At 57.6% G+C, this 17,948-nt stretch carries 18 protein-coding genes and 1 pseudogene; 5 read left to right on the top strand and 14 right to left on the bottom strand.

Annotation, left to right across the window (positions count from 1 at the left end; translation table 11 throughout):
• The first annotated feature begins 509 nt into the window (after nucleotides 1-509).
• A complete protein-coding gene (locus AB7531_RS16815) occupies nucleotides 510-1,406 on the top strand; it encodes a universal stress protein (protein ID WP_063985062.1) in 897 nt (298 codons plus the stop codon).
• A gap of 202 nt (nucleotides 1,407-1,608) precedes the next feature.
• On the opposite strand, the gene AB7531_RS16810 is transcribed toward AB7531_RS16815, so the two are convergent.
• From AB7531_RS16810 to AB7531_RS16800, 3 genes are all read right to left on the bottom strand, one after another.
• Nucleotides 1,609-1,785, bottom strand: a complete 177-nt coding sequence (locus AB7531_RS16810; RefSeq protein WP_161495740.1) for a hypothetical protein — start codon at nucleotides 1,783-1,785, stop codon at nucleotides 1,609-1,611.
• 546 nt (nucleotides 1,786-2,331) lie between these two features.
• Complete coding sequence (locus AB7531_RS16805) at nucleotides 2,332-3,198, bottom strand: class II fructose-bisphosphate aldolase (RefSeq protein WP_283016390.1); 867 nt, start codon at nucleotides 3,196-3,198, stop codon at nucleotides 2,332-2,334.
• A 319-nt stretch (nucleotides 3,199-3,517) separates the two neighbouring features.
• Nucleotides 3,518-4,156, bottom strand: a complete 639-nt coding sequence (locus AB7531_RS16800; protein ID WP_283016389.1) for an HD domain-containing protein — start codon at nucleotides 4,154-4,156, stop codon at nucleotides 3,518-3,520.
• Between the two features lie 491 nt (nucleotides 4,157-4,647).
• Between AB7531_RS16800 and AB7531_RS16795 the strand changes: the two genes are divergently transcribed.
• Nucleotides 4,648-5,604: an NADP-dependent oxidoreductase gene (locus tag AB7531_RS16795; RefSeq protein WP_283018866.1), complete on the top strand. Its 957-nt coding sequence runs from the start codon at nucleotides 4,648-4,650 to the stop codon at nucleotides 5,602-5,604.
• A 334-nt stretch (nucleotides 5,605-5,938) separates the two neighbouring features.
• Here AB7531_RS16795 and AB7531_RS16790 read toward each other — a convergent pair whose 3' ends face one another.
• The 3 genes from AB7531_RS16790 to AB7531_RS16780 form a co-directional block, all read right to left on the bottom strand.
• On the bottom strand, nucleotides 5,939-6,703 hold the full coding sequence (locus AB7531_RS16790; RefSeq protein ID WP_084795271.1) for an HD domain-containing protein: 765 nt from the start codon (nucleotides 6,701-6,703) through the stop codon (nucleotides 5,939-5,941).
• Nucleotides 6,704-6,839: 136 nt separating this feature from the next.
• Nucleotides 6,840-7,277: a DsrE family protein gene (locus AB7531_RS16785; protein ID WP_063986621.1), complete on the bottom strand. Its 438-nt coding sequence runs from the start codon at nucleotides 7,275-7,277 to the stop codon at nucleotides 6,840-6,842.
• 54 nt (nucleotides 7,278-7,331) lie between these two features.
• Nucleotides 7,332-8,297, bottom strand: coding sequence for an MBL fold metallo-hydrolase (locus AB7531_RS16780; RefSeq protein ID WP_283016388.1), 966 nt, complete (start codon nucleotides 8,295-8,297; stop codon nucleotides 7,332-7,334).
• 560 nt (nucleotides 8,298-8,857) lie between these two features.
• Here AB7531_RS16780 and AB7531_RS16775 point away from each other — a divergent pair.
• Nucleotides 8,858-9,073 carry a hypothetical protein gene (locus tag AB7531_RS16775; RefSeq protein ID WP_441279993.1) on the top strand — a complete coding sequence of 72 codons (216 nt, stop codon included), beginning with the start codon at nucleotides 8,858-8,860 and terminating at the stop codon, nucleotides 9,071-9,073.
• 139 nt (nucleotides 9,074-9,212) lie between these two features.
• Nucleotides 9,213-9,593, top strand: coding sequence for an NUDIX hydrolase (locus AB7531_RS16770; protein ID WP_354080641.1), 381 nt, complete (start codon nucleotides 9,213-9,215; stop codon nucleotides 9,591-9,593).
• 838 nt (nucleotides 9,594-10,431) lie between these two features.
• Here the strand turns inward: AB7531_RS16770 and AB7531_RS16765 are convergent.
• The 7 genes from AB7531_RS16765 to AB7531_RS16735 form a co-directional block, all read right to left on the bottom strand.
• On the bottom strand, nucleotides 10,432-10,593 hold the full coding sequence (locus AB7531_RS16765; RefSeq protein WP_354080645.1) for a hypothetical protein: 162 nt from the start codon (nucleotides 10,591-10,593) through the stop codon (nucleotides 10,432-10,434).
• Between the two features lie 246 nt (nucleotides 10,594-10,839).
• On the bottom strand, nucleotides 10,840-13,128 hold the full coding sequence (locus AB7531_RS16760) for a bifunctional DNA primase/polymerase (RefSeq protein ID WP_441279992.1): 2,289 nt from the start codon (nucleotides 13,126-13,128) through the stop codon (nucleotides 10,840-10,842).
• A 310-nt stretch (nucleotides 13,129-13,438) separates the two neighbouring features.
• Nucleotides 13,439-13,663, bottom strand: a complete 225-nt coding sequence (locus AB7531_RS16755) for a helix-turn-helix transcriptional regulator (RefSeq protein WP_441279991.1) — start codon at nucleotides 13,661-13,663, stop codon at nucleotides 13,439-13,441.
• Nucleotides 13,664-13,772: 109 nt separating this feature from the next.
• The gene (locus AB7531_RS16750) at nucleotides 13,773-14,147 is read right to left on the bottom strand and encodes a hypothetical protein (RefSeq protein WP_441279990.1); all 375 of its coding nucleotides are present in this window, start codon (nucleotides 14,145-14,147) and stop codon (nucleotides 13,773-13,775) included.
• Complete coding sequence (locus tag AB7531_RS16745; RefSeq protein ID WP_441279989.1) at nucleotides 14,147-15,421, bottom strand: tyrosine-type recombinase/integrase; 1,275 nt, start codon at nucleotides 15,419-15,421, stop codon at nucleotides 14,147-14,149. Before AB7531_RS16745 ends, AB7531_RS16750 begins: the two co-directional genes overlap by 1 nt.
• A gap of 457 nt (nucleotides 15,422-15,878) precedes the next feature.
• A complete protein-coding gene (locus tag AB7531_RS16740) occupies nucleotides 15,879-16,508 on the bottom strand; it encodes a TerC family protein (protein ID WP_354124988.1) in 630 nt (209 codons plus the stop codon).
• Nucleotides 16,509-16,623: 115 nt separating this feature from the next.
• Nucleotides 16,624-16,995 (bottom strand): hypothetical protein, encoded by a 372-nt coding sequence (locus tag AB7531_RS16735; RefSeq protein WP_084795359.1) that lies wholly within the window; start codon nucleotides 16,993-16,995, stop codon nucleotides 16,624-16,626.
• A gap of 413 nt (nucleotides 16,996-17,408) precedes the next feature.
• Here AB7531_RS16735 and AB7531_RS16730 point away from each other — a divergent pair.
• Nucleotides 17,409-17,507: pseudogene (locus AB7531_RS16730) on the top strand.
• An 18-nt stretch (nucleotides 17,508-17,525) separates the two neighbouring features.
• On the opposite strand, the gene AB7531_RS16725 reads toward AB7531_RS16730, so the two are convergent.
• A complete protein-coding gene (locus AB7531_RS16725; RefSeq protein WP_063986280.1) occupies nucleotides 17,526-17,939 on the bottom strand; it encodes a GFA family protein in 414 nt (137 codons plus the stop codon).
• Nucleotides 17,940-17,948: the final 9 nt, after the last annotated feature.

The following is a 17,948-nucleotide window of genomic DNA, read 5'->3' as shown; positions in this document are numbered from 1 at the left end:
TACAACGCTACGACGCCGGATTTATAGGACCCAGCTGCAGATCCGCCGATAACCCGGACGATGCCACATCGTCCGGGACGGCACCTCAATAGTTCTGCAACCAAAGCCGGGAGTTTCTCATGTCAGTGTTTTTCGCGCTGCTCGTCCTGACCTCATGGGTCATGTTCATCTGGATTTCAGATCCCGATGGTTTCCGCGAGGCATTCGCTCGCCGCCAACCGCCAATTCCTCACGACCCTAAAAGGTGACGTTGAGAGGTTCACCTCCGTCACCGCGTACAACAGTTGCTTATGAGCGAGAAAGATATCGTGCTCCGGATGTTCGCGGGGCGCGATGCTTGGTTGCTTCTCGGCTACAGATCGTCGGTCCAAGCCAATCTGGTGGATTAGACGAACGAAGCCGGCACGCGACAGCGTCATAGGCCCTCCGCAAGGCAACCGAATTGCCGCGCTGGTCGAACTTGGCAAGCCATCGTTCTTGCTGCCGTTCGCAATTACAAGGATTATGACATGAACATCGTAGCTGCGACAGATTTCTCGACGCGCTCCAACCGCGCTCTGCGGAAGGCCGGCCTCTCAGCGCGCTCCCTTGATGCAAAGCTGCACCTTGTTCATGTCGTCGACGATGATCAGCCAAAAGAGCTGGTCCGCATCGAAGAGCGTGAGGCACAACGGGTGCTGGTTGAGCAGATCGTATCCATGCCGGAGCTGCAAAACGTTCAGTGCTATCCGACTGTGGTCAAGGGCCATCCTTTTGACGGGATACTGCGAGCGGCTGCAGCAGCCGACGCGGATCTCGTTGTAATGGGAGCCCATCGCAAGCAGTTTCTGCGCGATATCTTCACGGGCACCACAATCGAGCGTGTTATTCGCGGAGGAAGGTATCCTGTTCTGATGGTGAACAACGAGGCGCAGCGGCGCTATGAACGCGCTCTAGTGCCAGTTGATATGTCGGATACATCGGCCGATGCAATTCGCGTGGGCCTGTCCACCGGACTCTTGGCGGAGGGCACGATTCTTCACGCCTTCTCGCCGATGGCGAAAACGCGATTGCTCAGCTCTGGTGCGAGCGGGGCTGTAATCAGCGGATATGTCGATAGCGAGCGTCAAAAGGCAATGGAGGAGCTGACGAAGTTTCTGGTGACGAACAAGCTCGGCACGCAACGATGGTTTCTCCAGGTCGCCGAGGGCGGGCCTATGCAGGTCATCACCCGTGCTGTTTCGGAGAGGCGGCCTGACATGCTGGTGATGGGCACGCACGGCCGATCTGGCATGCTTCGGGCGTTGATCGGGAGCGTAACGGAAGAAGTCCTGCGTTCGTTGAACGTGGACGTTCTCGTTGTTCCTCCCGGCGGCTCTGAACGCACAATAGCAAATCCACCGATCGCCCCTGCCCCAAAGGCGTGACGCGTGCCGCGGCTCATCGCTCGCGAGCGAGTCATGCGCGCTCCGCCTGCAAACCGGCGGCGATCTGGCAAGAGACCCCCAAGAAATCGACGCCGTCTCTTGGTCTCCGCCCGCGCTAGGCGTCGGCCAGCCGTGTTCGCAGGGCCGGCGACCCCTCCTTTCAGCGAACAACGGCTCCCATTCTGCCGGGTTGGTCGATAGACTAGCGGCGTCTTCGTTCAGCGTCGCGCGCAGCCGGCTTTGCTGCGTGTGGTTTAGTCGAGCCCCGCGTGATTTTCAACGGATCGCTGGCCGGAAAGGTTTGCTGCAATTGCCGGTCCAGCTCCTCGTCGAGTTCTCGCTTCTCCCGCTGCTCCGATGTTTCGTAGTGCTTTGGCATTGCTCAATCTCCGCGTTTAGCACTTGGTGACCGGCCGTCTGCCACCAAAGAATTGTGGCGCCAAATACGCACAGTTGACGTTAAAGCGAGCGGAATTGAGGATTTAGAATCAACAAAGATCTTGAGGCAACAGCGCAGTGCTCGGGGCACCAATGCGGAGTTCGTGGTGCCGAGGCGCTCTACACCGGCAGGTTGCAGTCTGGTGATGCACTGCGCAAGCGCATGCAACGCTTCGAGTACCTGGCCCTGCGCTGTTGCGCCTAAGATCGGGCATTCCTGTCGGGGTGACGTAGATCCGGCGGATCAATTGTCCGGTCCGGGTCAATCGCTGCACGGGCGAGCCAGCGGTAAGTCCGGCTAATGTCGGCCATCCCGCCGAAAGCGGAAGTAACTTCAGAACATTTGCAATAGGCCGGTGCGGGTCGAATGCCTTGACGTGTTGAAGCTCTGAAATCGGAACCTCGAATCATGCGCTAGGAACTCAGCGACTGTGAGTGGCCGCCATTCCACCGACAAGAGCGAGAGCAACCCTCTAAAGATCGAGTCTCAGAGCTTGTTGAACAATTTCAATCGAGAGTACACCAGTCGACGCGTCGCTTCCACGACTGCGGGCAGGATCTTGTACGGAACCACTTCATCCGGCATAGCTGACAGCGCGTCATCCAGGCTACGACGCCAAGCCACCCTGAGCTCAGTGTTCACATGAATAATGTTTATGCCGGCATCTATGGCACTGACGAAATCGACATCCTCCGTTCCCGACCCGCCATGAAGCGTAAGCAACGTCCCAGTGGCTCGCTTGATGGCCGCAATCCTTTCAATGTCCAGGTGCTTTCTAGTCTTTCCCTCAACCATGCTCCGCAGCATGCCGTGCATGTTGCCGACCGCAGGGGCCAAGATGTGTATACCGGTCGCCTCGACAAAGGCCTTGGCCTGCTCCGGATCAGTTAACCCGCGGCTGAAATCAGGGGCAGCATCATGGATCCGCGAGCCCGTTCCGATGTCGCCGATTTCACCTTCTATCAGGATCGACGGATTGATGTCTTTGAGCATTTCAACCGCTGCTTTGGTTTTCCGGATATTTTCGTCGATCGGAAGAGCTGAGAGATCGAACACGATGGAATTGAAGCCAACTTTTGCGGCGGCCATCGCCGATTCCAACGAGTGGGTGTGATCGGCGTTAAGATAGACTGGGAGTCCTTCGCCATCGCGGAAGCTTGCGACCAGAGCCGATATTTGCCTATCACCGAGAAGCTCGCGTTCGCCCTCTGAAACCCCGACGACGACAGGAACCTGCAGGTCCTTGGCCGCCGCCACGATGCCCTTCAGTGTCCATAGATCCGATACATTGAAGTGACCGACCGCGATCTTCTTCTTTTGGGCGTCCTGATAGGTTGTAAGCAGATTTTTCACTATTCCCTCCCAATACGAGCGGACGATTGCCGACTGAATAATTTTGTCGATGTTCGAGCCATCGAGACATTTGTGGCCTAGCCTGCGCAGATCGATACCGAAATCCGCTGCAGTAACAGACGGCGCGCCCTGGAGCGGGAGTGCCAGCGCAACACCGATCAGCTGGCGCGCCAGCCATCGTCAAGCCGATTACTGTGAACTACAGTGCGACTGTCGAGGAAGCTCGCACGGATAATTCACGTGCTGTTGTGTTTCCCGAGTGCTGCAACAGCGTAGCGATCGCTCCCGACCACCTCCAGATGGCCGGCGGCTGGCAGGGTCAGCTATGCCACGGGTTGTTGTGGATCCAAGTGCACGCGTTTGGCTTGCGAAATGTGGGATCGCGATATTCGATGTAGTCGAAGTTCACCGTCCCGAACGTTGTCTGAGGCTTCTTTAAAGCCGAGCAAGTCTGAACCTCGATAAATTCGCTCTTGAAATTACCGCGTGGAAAAGCCGCGATGACTTGGTCGCGTTGCTCTGGCGTGTACTCATCATATCCAATCCCGACGACGTCCACCAAAACACCCGCGTTTGTGAGAGCGATCTCGGGCCGCATATACTGGGGGATACCAGGCGTGGTGTGTAGGGCGATGGCTTCCCACACCAGATCCGCCTTCGATTCGGAAATGCCATGGCTCTTGAGAAATTCGCGCGCTGCATCTGCGCCATCGACTTCAAAACGTTTTGTCTCGGTATGATAGGTGTCGATAAGGCCCAAGTCATGAAACAGCGCAGCGACATAGAGCAGTTCAGAGTCGAATTTCAGGTTCTGGCGGACACCCTTCATCGCACCAAACACAAAGACTCGAACCGAGTGGTTAAACAACATCTCGGTTTCGTGGTGCCGCACCAGTTCGGTGGCTTCGCGCGCGATCTTGCTATCCGGAATCTTAATGCCGAAAATTATGTCGTTCATTGTTAAACTCCTGTCTTGGGGGCGCTGAACTGCCGACAGCACCGCAATTCATGCCCACCGACGCTTTAGATCGATACCCACAAGGTAACGCGCGAATGTTGGACCGGAAGTACCCTTCTGTATGAAGATACTGCAGTGCGATGGAGACTGAAAGCAGCGTCTCGTTCGGGCAGTGTGGTTGTCGTGTTCTGATCAGCGATCCCTGTTCTCGTGTGGTGCACTCCATGGATTAGGGGCGGCCTGAAGCTCCTGAGGAAGTTCGCCACCCTAGTCAAAGAAATGTGCTGGGAAATTGTGTCGATCCCGGTCTAGAATTTCAAAATGCGATAAAGGCTACGAAGCCCATCTCTCAAACGTGCAGACTCCGGGTTGTGGAGAGCGCCGAGCGTAGGTGTGACTTTTGAACTCGGCAATAGCGCAAGCCGGCGGCTGACTCTTAGGAGTCCAGAATGGGAAGCACTCTCGTCGGTAATGGTCCTCCTGATTCTTCTATGTTGGCATGGCGAGTACACAAATTCGGCGCGCCGGACGTAATGATATTTGAACGGGTCCCAAGGCCAGATCCTGGTCCGGGCGAAGTTCTTGTCGATGTTCACGCAGCAGGCGTCGGTCCCTGGGACGGCTGGATCAGGGCCGGCAAGAGCGCGTTGCCGCAGCCTCTTCCTCTCACGCTCGGCTCCGATCTGTCCGGAACGGTCGCGGCTGTAGGATCGGGCATTTCGGACCTGGCTGTCGGAGATCAGGTTTTCGGAGTGACCAACACTCAGTTCCTTGGTGCTTACGCACAATACGCGGTGGCCTCCGCTGCGATGCTCGCGCAGAAACCACTCTCGCTGAGCTATGCCGAAGCTGCTTCCGTTCCCGTCGTTGCGGTCACGGCGTGGCAAGGTCTGTTCGACCACGCTCGCCTCGAAGCCGGGCAGACGGTGGTCATTCATGGAGCTGCGGGAAACGTTGGAGCCTACGCGGTTCAGCTCGCTCGTCGCGCTCGGCTTCGTTCAATCGCAACGGCTGGGGCGAAGGACGTCGAATACGTGCGGTCCCTCGGTGCCGACAAAGTATTCGACTATCATACGCAACGCTTCGAGGAAGAGGTGAAGGACGCGGACGCGGTACTGGATCTCGTCGGGGGCGAAACGCAAATGCGTTCTTTTCAGGTTCTTCGCCCGGGCGGCAAGCTGATCTCCGCCGTGTCCCAGCCCGATCAAGACCGCGCAAAGTCCCGGGGGGTCACCGCAGCCTTCTTCTTGGTGGAAGTGACCACCGAGCGGCTGCGCACAATCGCCGATCTCATTGACCGCGGCGAACTGAAAACCCGCGTCGGTGTAGTTCTGCCTCTCGCCGATGCGCGAGACGCGCACATGATGCTAGAAGGCCGACGATCACCGCCGAAAGGAAAGATCGTTCTCAACGTAGAGGCCACGGGCGAAGTCACCGCGCCCGCTTGAATTCGGGCTAACGATGAGCGTCGCGGCAAGCAGGTGTGGAGGGCCGCCGGCTCCCGAGGGGACCGGGATCAATTGCTGAGAACGCTTTGGCTTGTGGGCTCTGCTTGTAATCACCCATCGCTGATGCCGTCGTCAACGCAGGTTTCAGCCCGTCGACCCAACGCCGAGCACATCATCGCACTCAATCGCCAAGCTAGGCGGAGGGACGCGCCTCATTCGACGTCGACGACAAAAGTCTGGTTTCGGCTTCAAGATCTTCTTGTGAAACTCCGAAGCCTCTTCGAACTGAACGCTCTCCATGTGGGAGAACCGGACCACTGAGGGATCGCTTCGCCTATTGCCCGACAGCCCAGCGCGACTTCCGCATCAGATTGCTGAAGTCCCTGCGACGGAAACCAGGGTCCTTGTAGGCCATTACATCGGCCAAACCGGTGCCTTGGGTGGTTTCAGGACGGTGCTTGAGGCTGTCGTAAAGGGCCTGCAGGAAGCCTTCCGCGAATTGTGGCGGACGCGGATAAACCGTCTCGACAGCGCTCCGCTGCGCGGCAGTGAAGTCGTCATAGCCGGCGCCGACAAGGTCCATGTTGGCTCCTTCGGCAAGAAGTGCCGCGATGGGGTACAGATGCGGGGAAATTCCATTTGTCGTATGCAGTGCGATCGCAAGCCAGACGCTCTGGCCATCAGCTTCCGAAATGCCGTGACTCCGCAAAAAATCGCGTGCGGCATTCGCGCCATCCACTTCATAGCGCAGGTGACTTTCCCCATAACTTGCAGTCAGTCCATAATCATGGAACATGGCCGCTATGTAGAGAAGTTCCGGATCAAAGGTCAGACCCTTGCGCTTTCCTGCCAAAGCAGCCCAATAGTAAACGCGCATGGAGTGCTGAAACAGCAAATCGTTTTCGGTATCGCGAATGACCTGAGCTGCATCGCGCGACAATTTGCTGTCGGGAACTCTTATCCCCGAAACCTCCTCGACGGCGTTCGGAACCGCTTCCGCAATTTTAGGCGTGACCGTTTCGGCCTGACCGTTTGGTGCCAAGGCGGATCCGGCGACCAATGCGAGGGCGGCCCAGGTGAGAGTGGTACGAACATTCATGGCGTTCTCCTTCCGTAGCCGGAGATGGCGCGTATTGGGCTAGAACGTGCTTTCGCCCTAGCATCGGCCATTGGAGTTTTACCTGTTCGAGTCGAAAAGACGCTCCTCAGATCGCAAACAACACGCTCTCTTGCGCTTATTCCGTAATCTTTACGAATCCCTGCTGAACGAGCTGCGTCGTCCTCGCCATGGCATCCGTGTTGACTTTGATGCCGGGGAGCAGATCGGCATTGCCCCAGTTGTGAGCCTTCGCGGTCGCTCCGCATAGCTCGATGCGCACACTGCGCTTCATCAGGTCTACCACAAGGTCCTTATAGGGATTGCCGGTCCCGATGTTTCGATCGGCGTTGTAGGCGATGTCGTGCAGCGTCACGTGGCCGGCATTCGTGTGAAAGACGGCGATAACCTCCGATTCGGCCTTCGCGTGGGCGATGTCGTTGGTGATCAGCTGAAGGTGGAAAATGGAAGCCGGCAGATCGCCTTCGAACGCCAACGCGCCGATGCTATACACTGTCTTCACGTCCTTGAGCGTTACCTGAATATCGATGTGAAGCGGCTTCTCGGAGGCAGACATATCCATACTCCTTTCACTGGAAGAACGGGTGATGGCCATCATTTGAGAGGACCGTCAGACGCCCTCGTAAACCAGTCGGGTGAAGAGCGCCGGGGTGATGAGGAACTGGCCCCATATCGCATCGAACGCCGCGGTCGGCTTGGCGGCGATCGCGTCATCGAGCGATCGGCCCTGCTGCTTGAGCTTGCCGACATTGTCGCGGATTGCGATAAGCATGTCGCGGTAGGCCGCAAGTTCAACCTTGTTGCTGACAGGGTTGCCGTGCCCCGGGATGACGATCGTCTTGTCGGTTACGGCGGCAACATTCGCCTCGGCCGCCTTGATCATCCCGTCGATGTTTCCGCCGGTTGAATAGTCGATGAACGGATAGATGCCGTTCCAGTAGGTATCGCCACAATGAAAAATGTCCGCTTCGGGGATCGTCACCGATAAGTCGCTATCGGTGTGCGCGGGACCGTAATATTTAAGGAGAAGCGTGGACCGGTTGAGCTTCAGGGCTTTCTCAGACGAGAAGGTTTCGGTCGGAACGGCCGATAGCGGAGGAGACGGGAAGTTGAAATCCCAGTCCGCAACTCTCTGGGCAACTAGCAGATGCTTGTGGGTGTTCTCATGGGCGATGATGGCTGCCCCTTCCGCATTTAGCCATTGATTTCCGTCCGTGTGATCGAAGTGCCAGTGCGTGTTGATCAGGTGCGAAATTGGCTCGCGGCTCAAACTGTTCGCAGCCTCTAGGATGCGCGGACGGGATGCGGTGATGCCGGCGTCAATGAACACCTTGCCGTCGGCGCCTGTCATGACCGCGATATTGCCGCCAGAGCCCTCGAGGACGCTGACATTGTCGCGCAACTTATGGACTTTGATGGCCGCTTTGGCGGCGTCGTCGCGGATGAGGTCCACAATGTTGCGCGCTTCCGCGAAAGCCTGTCGCGGCGAGAGCCAGCCGCCCGTGGCCGCTGTCGCCGCCACGCAGCACAGGCAGAATCCGCGTCGTGACATGATATCCTGGTTGAGGGTCACCATGGGTTTCTCCAATGGATGTCCGCAAATGGTCTAGCGCCACAACGCGGCGTCGCGCATGATGCTTGCGACGTGAATGATGGTCATGCGGAAAACGCTTGTTGGCCCACCATCATCTCTTCTGCAATGCTCTTCGTAGCCTTATCGCTATCGACTTAACCTTGCATATCCGGAGCGATAAACGCAGATCTGTCGCCGAGCCGCTCAGTCCTCGGGAGGAACTCACGGTTGCTTTGCGGCCGCCGTGCATGCACAGAACCACGGGACCGTGACGTAATAAACCGTAACACCATTTGTCTTGATCCGCTTGTGAATCGTTTCCACGGAGCTGCTATTGGACTCCGGCCCTGGACTTGCTTCAGGACAGAGTTACTCAGCTTTGGCAAATCCCATCAGCCCTCGCCGGTGCCGCGTCGCAAGCCCATCTAGCGTACCGCTTCTAGTTGGCTCCTTCTCGAGGGTCTTTCGAGATCGCACTTAAACCCGGGATCAGACTCACATGGCATGATCATCGTGAGTGGCAACCCACAATTAAACCGACGACCTCTCGAGGTTGCTCCTCCATGATCCAGTGGCCGGACTTCATTTATGACAGCGCACTGGACGTTTCACGCGACAGCGGCGAGCTCAGAGCGCAAAATCCAATGAGTCCGTACAAGCCACCCATCCATATGATGCTCCTCAGTTTTAATGACAGAGCCTTTGTCCTCGGCCTGCGCTATTTAACCTCAACTTTTGAATTGCAGATGCGAGTAAAATGGGGGGCCGCCGGTTTTTGAAAACGATTTTTCTCGGAAAACTCGGACACCCCTCCCCGGTCGCAGCGCCACCGGGAACGATCGCCTCAAGCCTTCGGAAACTGAGGCTCAACCGATATTCTGCTATAGTTGCTCACCAATTTGGTCGGCGAAAACGGAAATGGCGAAGTCCTCAAAACTCGTAGCCGTGAAGCGCGGCAAGGTTCTCTTGGTGCGCCGCAAGAGTGACCGGTTTTGGATGTTTCCTGGCGGTCGCAAGCTACCGCGCGAGACCGATAAAGACTGCCTGCGAAGAGAAATCAAAGAGGAACTACCCAAGCTCAAGCTCGGAGGCGTCCAGCTTTGGCGGGAGGTAAGATCAAAGAACCGTCGCTCGGGCAAAAAAATGAGTGACGCGATCTTTGTCGCCAGAAAAGCATCCGGTCCCCTGACCATTGGCGACAAGAACGAGATCGACAGAGCTATTTGGCGGAAGCCGCGCGGCATTCGACTGACGCCCACGTCCCGTTATGTCAGGGATAAGCTGTTTCCGAAAAAGTAGAGCCGCCTCAGTTGGCGGCCTAAATCGCCTGTTGGCCCGAATGCGCCAAAGCTGACGCATGCTTGTGGGTGCATGCTCTAAGCCGGACCCCGCTCTCCTTCTGCCGTCGCCGTCTTCCGCGCGGCGACCGCCGCACGAACCTTCTTGCCGGCCGTCCGCGTCGCGTTTTGGCCGCCCAATCCCCAGACCTCGCCAATCTCCGCCGTGCTGTTGCCCGCAGCCATGTCCAACACAGTGGACGCTTCCGAGCCGACCACGCAACTTCTCGGTATCCATCGCCCGAGCTAACTCCACCTGTGCATCGGGCGCTTCTGCATCGAAATTCTCGAACGCAGCCTTGTCGCGCTTGCGCTGACGGACTTCGCCGAAACGCTCTTCAGGGCTAACCCAGACATGCCCGTCCCAAACCTTCACGACCCGAATGCCAACCCAGCGCGTCATTCCGTTCTCATGGGCACATTTGAGTTGCTTGGCTGATACGTCGACCAATTCCCTATCAAAGTTAGGCAACGGTGGCCGATCACCGCCCTCCGCGGGCATCCGGCACCTCAATATCGTTCGCAGCTATGCACGTGGCTCGCTTAGGCTCCGCCGAGCATTTCGTGGAAACTCAACACTCTGCTGAATCCGGGCGGCGCAATGGACGATTGTGGGCTGCGGCGGAGGGGTAGGTAGGGCTCTACGCCGATCCCCTCCAAATGCCGGCTCTTGCGGACGCGACGCCGCAGGTTTTCTGCTTGTGTCACCGGGCTAAAATAAGCCGCATATCTGCGGCGTCGCGCGTCTGACTGTGCGGCCGGTAGGCAAGGCGGTGGGCTGGCAACTTCGGAATGGCCCCCTACCCTAACCACGGCACCAAGTCGCCGCGACCTGCCTCGATCAGCACATCAACGGGCACCCACTGCCATTGCCACTCGCCAGTCGAGGTGTCGCGCCCGTAGGCGTGGAGCAACTCGCCATCGCAGTCGTCGGCATCTTCAATTGTGTCTGGATCGATCATCACACCCCATCCTCCGAGACCGACTTGCAGATTTGCAACCCATAGGGATTCTCGGAGTGATCCGAAAAAAGCGGGAGTGATTGCAAATGCTGCAATTCTGCAAGTGAATAGATAATATTTATATATATCATATACTTACACCTACCACACCACTTGCCAAACTCTTGCCATTTGCAACACCGTGGCACAATTTCCAGTACCACCTCGTTGCAATTGCCGTTCTTCTGCAAGAATTCTGCAAGTCCCTCACCCACCACTGGCGGGTGAGAGAACGAACCGCTTGCCGTCCGTCTTCTCGATCTGGCGGGTTTCCTGAAGCCGGAGGATCGCAGCATCAAACGTCCTGGTATCTGAGCCACTGATGCCGCGGCGCTTCAGCAATTCAGCTCGATACATAGAGCCGCCGCGACTGGAGCGGAGCGAAGACAGAATGGCCTGGCAGAGCTGCTCAAACTGGCTGCTAGACATATACTTGTCGACGCCATCATCGAGCGACCGGACGGAGGCCAACATGATCGCGTGTGCCCACCGCACATCCTCGACACTGACTGAAGGCCGCGAGGGGCTGCGGCTGAGCGCGCGTAAAGTGGCCAACCGGATTGCGTTCTCTGCCAATCGTCCAACGAGACCATCCCTGGTTTCGTCACGCTCGATTTCAGATTCCTGCCAATCTTCGATTGCCAACCACGCGGCTTCGGCCGCCTCATCAGCCCACGGGACTTCGTACAGATGGGGCTGAACATCGGGCGTCCGCCAATTCCCCTGCGAGTTCATGGATGGCCACGGGAACTTCTTTTGCGCTTCCTTGATCGCCTCCCGCAATGGCTCCGGCACCACCAGCCCGCCGTCGCGAGGATTGCCGCGCTCCGGTCGCTTGGTTGGGGCAATAAAGACCATGCGGGCGGCGAAGCCGTCCGACAGGTTTTTATCCGACAAACCACCGTAAAATCGTGTTGGTGTCGACGTGCCGATGACTGTCAACGACGGGCAATGGATCGGCGCCCCGATCCGATCGTCATCCATGGTTTCCTTGCCGAACCAGACACCGGTCGATTTCGAGTATAGCTCCAACATAGCTTTGCGAATTGTCGACGCCCAGTTCCCATTTCCTTTTGCGTTGATCGACTCCAGAACGTCACCAACTTCGTCCCAAGGCATTACGACGACGGGCTTACGACGAAGGATTTTCTCGATCGCACTGGCGCTGGATACTTCACCGGCTCCCACGAGGAACGCCATATCGGTCTCCTGCAGCAACTTCACCAACCGCTGCAGCGGCGCCTCTTTACCGAACCCCGGACCGGCGATGCCGGCGAGATAGAGGTTCACCCCACAAGTGGTCGGGCCAATAACGCGCCGCCCATAGAACACTGACATGAAGGCGATTGCCGACATGACCGCAAACTCGGGTGACTTGCGCCGAGACGTATCGAGAATCCACTGTGAGATGTCTGCCATGAGACCACCGCACGCTTCAGGCGTGAAAGGGTCCTCGTCATGACGACGGTTCGCAGGCGATCTGGTGTCATCGTTGGCGGGCGTCGGCAGCGCGACTGGGCCAGTGATGATCGCGACAGCCTGGCGCTGCTGCCATCCAAGATCGGCGGGATCGACGCCAACCTGTTCGCATAGCCAGAATGCGGCATCCTTGGTGGTGGGCGCACCACCAAACTCCTTCACGAGTTCAATGGGCGTGGCACCATGTTCGCGGCCGAAGTCTTGAATCCCTTCGGGATGGATTGAGATATCCTCCTCAAGTTTCCGGCCAAGCTCTTGGCTGGAAACTCGCCACGCTCCAGTGCCAGGTTGGTACTGTGCGCCAGGAAATAGCGTTTCCACCCATCGGTCTGGCGACGCAATAGCCGCGGTGTTGACCTGCTGCCAGAACGAATCTCCAGCCGACGCGCGCTTCGTCTTAGGCTTCTCCTTCACCCGCTCGCCAAGGCCAGCGAGAATAGTTTCGGCCTCGGAAAGAAACGCGGCGATCTCACTGTTGGTTATGGCGGGCAAATCGACTGGCCTCACATCGAGCGGTGAGCCATTATCCCAACGATACGGCTTGCCGGTTTCGACGTGATCGCCGAATGCGACAAACTGCTGCCCGTCGCGCAGAACCTCGACCTGATGCTTAGCGCCGTCGATCTTGAATTCTGGCGTGGCACTCTTGTCGCCCGGCTCAGTGGCTCGAAATAGGAATAGGCATTTTGGCGCTTTACCGGTACGGCGTGGCGCTTGTGCAGCGGCGTGCACAACCTCGGTCAGCCGAGTGAACAGCCTCTCGCTGACTGCCTCGATTGGCGCGTCGATATCAATAGCGACGAGATCGTTGCCGCACAGAATGCCAGTGCGGACGTGGTCAGGATATTGGCGAAGATACCCGTCTACCTGGCCCGTGGTAATACGCTTCTTCGCCCAGCCAGGAATACGCGGACCCTTATCCTTCACAGGGATGTGGGGATAGCCGTTCTCGCAGAGTGTGCGCCGAAGGTCGGCGATATCGTTTTTGTCGGTGTTGTTAGCTGCGAGTGCGGTCATTGGTGCGATGGCCCGTCAATGAGAGTTGAGAAATGGTTGCTGCTGCGATGTCTGCGACGATGGCTTGAGAGAATGAGCAGGTACGTCCGCGCTCGGAGTTCTGGCCGAATGCGCGATACGTGCCGTCATCAGCCCGCGAGACGCGGATTCCGAATAGTTTGGCGCCGTCGATTAATTCGACATCGACGTACGCAATCGTCGACGAGCCAGGCGGTGCCGGGCGGACTGATAGGATTCGCAATGTGGAATTCCCCTTTAGGGGTTGCTCCTTCGGAGCGATGCTCTCGGCTAAGGACCGATCGAGCTGGGACTAGGCGGCTTGGGTGCCGCCCTGCTTGTTATCATTGGCCGCAACAGCGGTGGACTCCCGCCGCCGCGATGTCATCCAGGCGTCAAGGTCATCCCGCGCATAGACAATCACCCGTCCGAGCTTGAAGTAGCGCGGCCCGCCCCCATGACAGCGAAGCTTGTCCAACGTTGATTTGGATAACCGAAGGTGTTCAGCCGCTTCCGCGACCCGAAGATTGTGCATCATTACCTCCACCTGTTGCCGCGAGAGTCGCGGCGATGGAGAGAATATGCGCCGTGTCGGCCTATGATCTTAGTTGCCTATAATAGGAAAGATGGTTGCTTAAAATGAGAAACTAGCCCTCGCCAACGACCGCGCCGTATTCGTCCATGGCCTTCTTATAGAGAGCAAGCGCGGTCTTGATCTTCGACTCGTCGCGCAGGTCGAACTCCTCGCCCAAGAGCCTCAGCCGAACCTCATACTTATGGCCTTCGTCGCGAAGAATCCCGTCCCGCTCGCCGATCTCGAACCATCGATACTTAGCCCCCGTCCTCGGTCGGCCGCGCCGAGCCTTTTCCAGTTCATCGGCGATCTTCCGAATCTCTGGGCGATGCCTCCCCTCGGCCAGGATTTCTGCGCAGCGCTGTTTCACCGCCTCGCGCTCGCCCTTATGAAGGCGCACGCGGAGCCTCATCGCTTCCAGATCAAACGACTTCGGAAGGGCCGCCATTACTTACCCCCAAGCGCACTGGCGATCGTGTCGCCGATTATATTGGTTGCCGCGCGCAGCGGTGCGTTGGCAAGGTGGGCATATCGGGCTGTCGTCTTCGGCTGGGAATGCCCCAGCAGGCCGCCGATCTGCACCAAACCCAATCCCTGACCCGCACCGACTGCAGCGTAGGAGTGCCGCAGGTCGTGCAGGCGGACATCCTCAAGTCCAGCGCGACGACGAATTGCGCGCCACGGCCTATTCAGATCTGCGCGAGGCCGCTCGTCCTTTTGGCCGGCCCTTTCGCCCGCAATGACATAGCGCCCCAGCTTCGGCAGGTTCTTCAACACAGCCGTGGCAGCATCATTTAGAACGAGGGACTTTTTGCCGGTCTTGGAGTCGGGCAGATTGAGCAAACCGCGCTGCTGGTCCCAATCGAGCCACCGGAGGTGCAAGATTTCCCGCAGGCGCGCACCGGTCAGTAACAATAGGCGAATGGCAGCAACGGCGTGCTGGTCGGTTACGACGGCGCGGTTTTCAGGTTTAGGAGCATGCTTCGCTTTCTTGAGAGGGTCCGGCTCCCATCGAATGCCGCGGGTCTCGGCGTCCCGCAGTGCGGCCCCGAGCCGCTGAAATTCTTTGACCGACAGGAAGCGTTCGCGGCTCTCTTCTTTGTACTTTTCAATTTTCCTGGTCGGGTTCGTCCCTTCCGGCACAAGTCCGCGCGCGTCGCCAAACGAATAAATAGCGCTCAGCACGGCAACGGCACGATTAGCCGTGACCGCTGTCTTACGCAGTGATAGGTGGAACTTGGCGACCTCAGCGCGGGTGAGGTCAATAGCACGCGCGGTTCCCAGCTTCGGTTTGATAAAATCATCGATCAACCGGCGATATGTCGACGCCGTTCGATCCTTCCGCTTTGGTTCCACGTGGTCAGTAATGAATGCATCGGCCAAGTCTGATACGCTTATCGCCGCACGCCCGTCGGCGCGCGCTGTCGCAGGGTCGTCGCCGACTCTGGCGTTTGCCAGCGCATCCTTAGCGGCCCTGCGCGCCTTCTCGGCGGTTAATGTGGATGCCGAACCCAATACTATTCTTTTCTTGGAAACGCCCCTACCTCCCGCGCCGGGCCGATACTCAACAATCCAGGCCCTGTGCCCATTCTCGGTGATCTTCAGACCAAAGCCCTTAAGCTGTGTGTCCCAGTAAATGACGTACCGGTCGGCGCCTCGATTGGTCGGTAGAAACTCCGGCTTGATCCTTAGTGATGACGCGCCCAATCGAACCATCGGCATTCGGTCTTTCCCCTCAAAAGTAGCCACCGAGAAGCCACCAAAACGGAAACCCACGGCCATCCCGCGGCAACACGGTGAAAGCAAAATAAGGAGAAATGGCATGTTTACAAGGGATTTAGTTCATCTCTAGAAACAATCGGCAAGCCCGCGAAAACTGTCGGACCAGTTTTGTAAACCGAAGGTCGGGGGTTCAATCCCCTCAGCCGGCACCAGCGCTTAGCTTGTTTTATTTCGATGTCCCTCAACCGGGCGCGGCGTTTGTATCCTTAGTTGTTTTCATTCCCGGGGCTGGCTTTGCTCTAACCTAATTTTTTTTGACCGGCGTCGATAGACTTTGGACAGGGCCGCCCCACAAAGGCGGCCCTTTCTTCTGCGGGCTTCACACCCATCTGCAGCCTATGCGTACCGCGTTCGAATTCTGCCTGACGATTTAGGATATCTAGGGTGAAACAGCATCTCATATCGACGCAACGTTAATGACATCCAACATCCCGCGAAAGACCATGTCACCCGCCACATAAAGGATGACGGCTAGGCCGACGTAAGCAATCCATCGATAAGTTTGCAGAAGGCGCGCAATGAAAGAAGCGGCCACGCCCATCATCGCGATGGAAAGCCCCAGGCCGAAAATCAAGATCATCGGATGCTCGCGTGCTGCCCCCGCCACGGCCAGAACGTTGTCGAGAGACATGGAAACGTCGGCCACGACAATCTGCCAACTCGCTTGAGCGAGGGTTTTGCGAGCTTTGCTGCCTGCAATTGCTCCAGCGGCGTCCATCGCACCTGTTGGCCCTGTGGAGGATGTGCGCAACTCTCGCCACATTTTCCAGCATACCCACAACAACAGGATCCCGCCAGCGAGCAAGAGGCCGACGATCTGGAGGATTTGCGTCGCCAACCCGGCGAGTAAGACGCGCAGTATCGTCGCGGCAACAATACCGATCAAAATCGCCTTGCCTCGTTGCGCCTCAGGAAGTCCGGCTGAAGCAAGACCGATGACGATGGCGTTATCGCCAGCGAGCACCAGGTCGATCAGAACGATCTGCAAGAAAACGCTAAGGACATCTGTATCGTAATAATCAGGCACGGGTCATGTCCCCGCCGCAGGGGAATGGGCAGCTGCAAGCGAGATCGCATACGTCCATCGGATCGGTTGACCGATACCTGCCACCAAGAAACGGGGGTCCTAACGCCGCCGGTTATCAGGGGCTAGCGCTATCGCCTAGAGCCGCGTCCGAATGTAGTCTAACCGGTTGCTCGAAAAGAAGTGCCACTTGATCTGGTTCGCCAAGAATCGCTGCGGCACAACCCAACATGGTCAATGCCCCGGCAACATCCCATAGCGTTACATTTTCTAATGTCGCATTTCCCGACTTTGCCCAAGCCAAAACCGCAGTGATCATCGCGTCTGAGAAAAATAGAATACTGAGCGCTGGCAAGACGAGCTGGGAATCCAGCAGGAGTATCATCACGAATGCAGGAGCTGCGACCAGTATGCTCAACACCGCGCATGTGCAAAATGCTTGCCGCCAAGAAGCATTCCTGTTTGTCCAACTTGCACGAGAAAGGATCATTTGATCCTCCTGCATAGGAGCACTTTTTAGCGCCACTCACCTGCTGAACTACTCTGGTCTAGCTGATCGTTTTCCGACGTCTCCCCATCAATGTTTTGTCCTATGACGCTGACTCTCAATTAGCGTAAGAATGCCAGCGGTCACCACGGCAATAACGACGACGGCTGCCAGCGCCTCGACAGAGGCCAAGGTCCCGTACCACTTGTTCCAAAGCTCAATCATGTGCTGGCCTCTCGCGAGAGCGCACCCACGATCGACAAGATCTGCTCTCCAAGAAGAACGAACCGGGCGATAAAAAAAGCAATGCTACTCATCGTCGCGCGGTTTTTCACCGCGCGGCAAGGTGACTTATGTGGCAAGCCTAGCATTTTGGAGAGTCTCCTATTGCCGGCTATTCCAGCGGCCGTCGGCGAGCCGGTTGATGCTCTTCCGACCTCAGCTTGCCGAGGTCAGCGGTCAAGCTTCGTAGATCGCCTTGAAGGTCGGGGGTTCAATCCCCTCAGCCGGCACCAGCGCTTGAGGCGGAAACCTCAGCTTGCATTCTTCTTCGCACTGCTTTGCTGGAAGTGCTCCGCACCGTTGATTTCGACCCAGCCATGTTTCGACTGCTCGAAAACCGATCTTAGCGGAGCCGGGAAATTCGGGTCCGCCATCGCGCCGACGGCGACGCCGATCATCCCTGGCAGGTTGTCCGCCTTCCAGTAGACCGTCGAGCCGCAATGGGTGCAAAAATAGCTGCGGACGTTGCCGCCGCTCGCGGCCTTGCGAACGTATTCGCTTGGGGTCCCCGAGATCGTGACGGCCTCAGCCGCGTAGAAGGCACCGACGCCGAAGGGCGCACCGGTTCGGCGCTGGCAGTCCATGCAGTGACAAGCAACGACCGCGCGGGATGGCCCCGCGAGCGACAATGCAACGGCGCCACAACTGCATCGGGCATCGATCATCGCGCCTCC

This window comes from Bradyrhizobium sp. 63_E2_N1_3 (genome assembly GCF_052076005.1).
Taxonomy (GTDB): Bacteria; Pseudomonadota; Alphaproteobacteria; order Rhizobiales; family Xanthobacteraceae; genus Bradyrhizobium; species Bradyrhizobium barranii.
The sequence above is the reverse complement of the archived record's forward strand: the minus strand, read 5'-3'. Positions and strand labels throughout refer to the sequence as shown.

Excerpts from the sequence above, each read along its gene's own strand:
- AB7531_RS16775 (WP_441279993.1), top strand. The coding sequence starts at position 8,858 with ATGATCCAGTGGCCGGACTTCATTTATGACAGCGCACTGGACGTTTCA.
- AB7531_RS16785 (WP_063986621.1), bottom strand. The coding sequence starts at position 7,277 with ATGTCTGCCTCCGAGAAGCCGCTTCACATCGATATTCAGGTAACGCTC.
- AB7531_RS16760 (WP_441279992.1), bottom strand. The coding sequence starts at position 13,128 with ATGACCGCACTCGCAGCTAACAACACCGACAAAAACGATATCGCCGAC.
- AB7531_RS16790 (WP_084795271.1), bottom strand. The coding sequence starts at position 6,703 with ATGAATGTTCGTACCACTCTCACCTGGGCCGCCCTCGCATTGGTCGCC.
- AB7531_RS16725 (WP_063986280.1), bottom strand. The coding sequence starts at position 17,939 with ATGATCGATGCCCGATGCAGTTGTGGCGCCGTTGCATTGTCGCTCGCG.
- AB7531_RS16755 (WP_441279991.1), bottom strand. The coding sequence starts at position 13,663 with ATGATGCACAATCTTCGGGTCGCGGAAGCGGCTGAACACCTTCGGTTA.
- AB7531_RS16800 (WP_283016389.1), bottom strand. The coding sequence starts at position 4,156 with ATGAACGACATAATTTTCGGCATTAAGATTCCGGATAGCAAGATCGCG.
- AB7531_RS16780 (WP_283016388.1), bottom strand. The coding sequence starts at position 8,297 with ATGGTGACCCTCAACCAGGATATCATGTCACGACGCGGATTCTGCCTG.
- AB7531_RS16810 (WP_161495740.1), bottom strand. The coding sequence starts at position 1,785 with ATGCCAAAGCACTACGAAACATCGGAGCAGCGGGAGAAGCGAGAACTC.
- AB7531_RS16765 (WP_354080645.1), bottom strand. The coding sequence starts at position 10,593 with ATGATCGATCCAGACACAATTGAAGATGCCGACGACTGCGATGGCGAG.
- AB7531_RS16735 (WP_084795359.1), bottom strand. The coding sequence starts at position 16,995 with ATGATCCTTTCTCGTGCAAGTTGGACAAACAGGAATGCTTCTTGGCGG.
- AB7531_RS16745 (WP_441279989.1), bottom strand. The coding sequence starts at position 15,421 with ATGCCGATGGTTCGATTGGGCGCGTCATCACTAAGGATCAAGCCGGAG.
- AB7531_RS16795 (WP_283018866.1), top strand. The coding sequence starts at position 4,648 with ATGTTGGCATGGCGAGTACACAAATTCGGCGCGCCGGACGTAATGATA.
- AB7531_RS16770 (WP_354080641.1), top strand. The coding sequence starts at position 9,213 with ATGGCGAAGTCCTCAAAACTCGTAGCCGTGAAGCGCGGCAAGGTTCTC.
- AB7531_RS16815 (WP_063985062.1), top strand. The coding sequence starts at position 510 with ATGAACATCGTAGCTGCGACAGATTTCTCGACGCGCTCCAACCGCGCT.
- AB7531_RS16750 (WP_441279990.1), bottom strand. The coding sequence starts at position 14,147 with ATGGCGGCCCTTCCGAAGTCGTTTGATCTGGAAGCGATGAGGCTCCGC.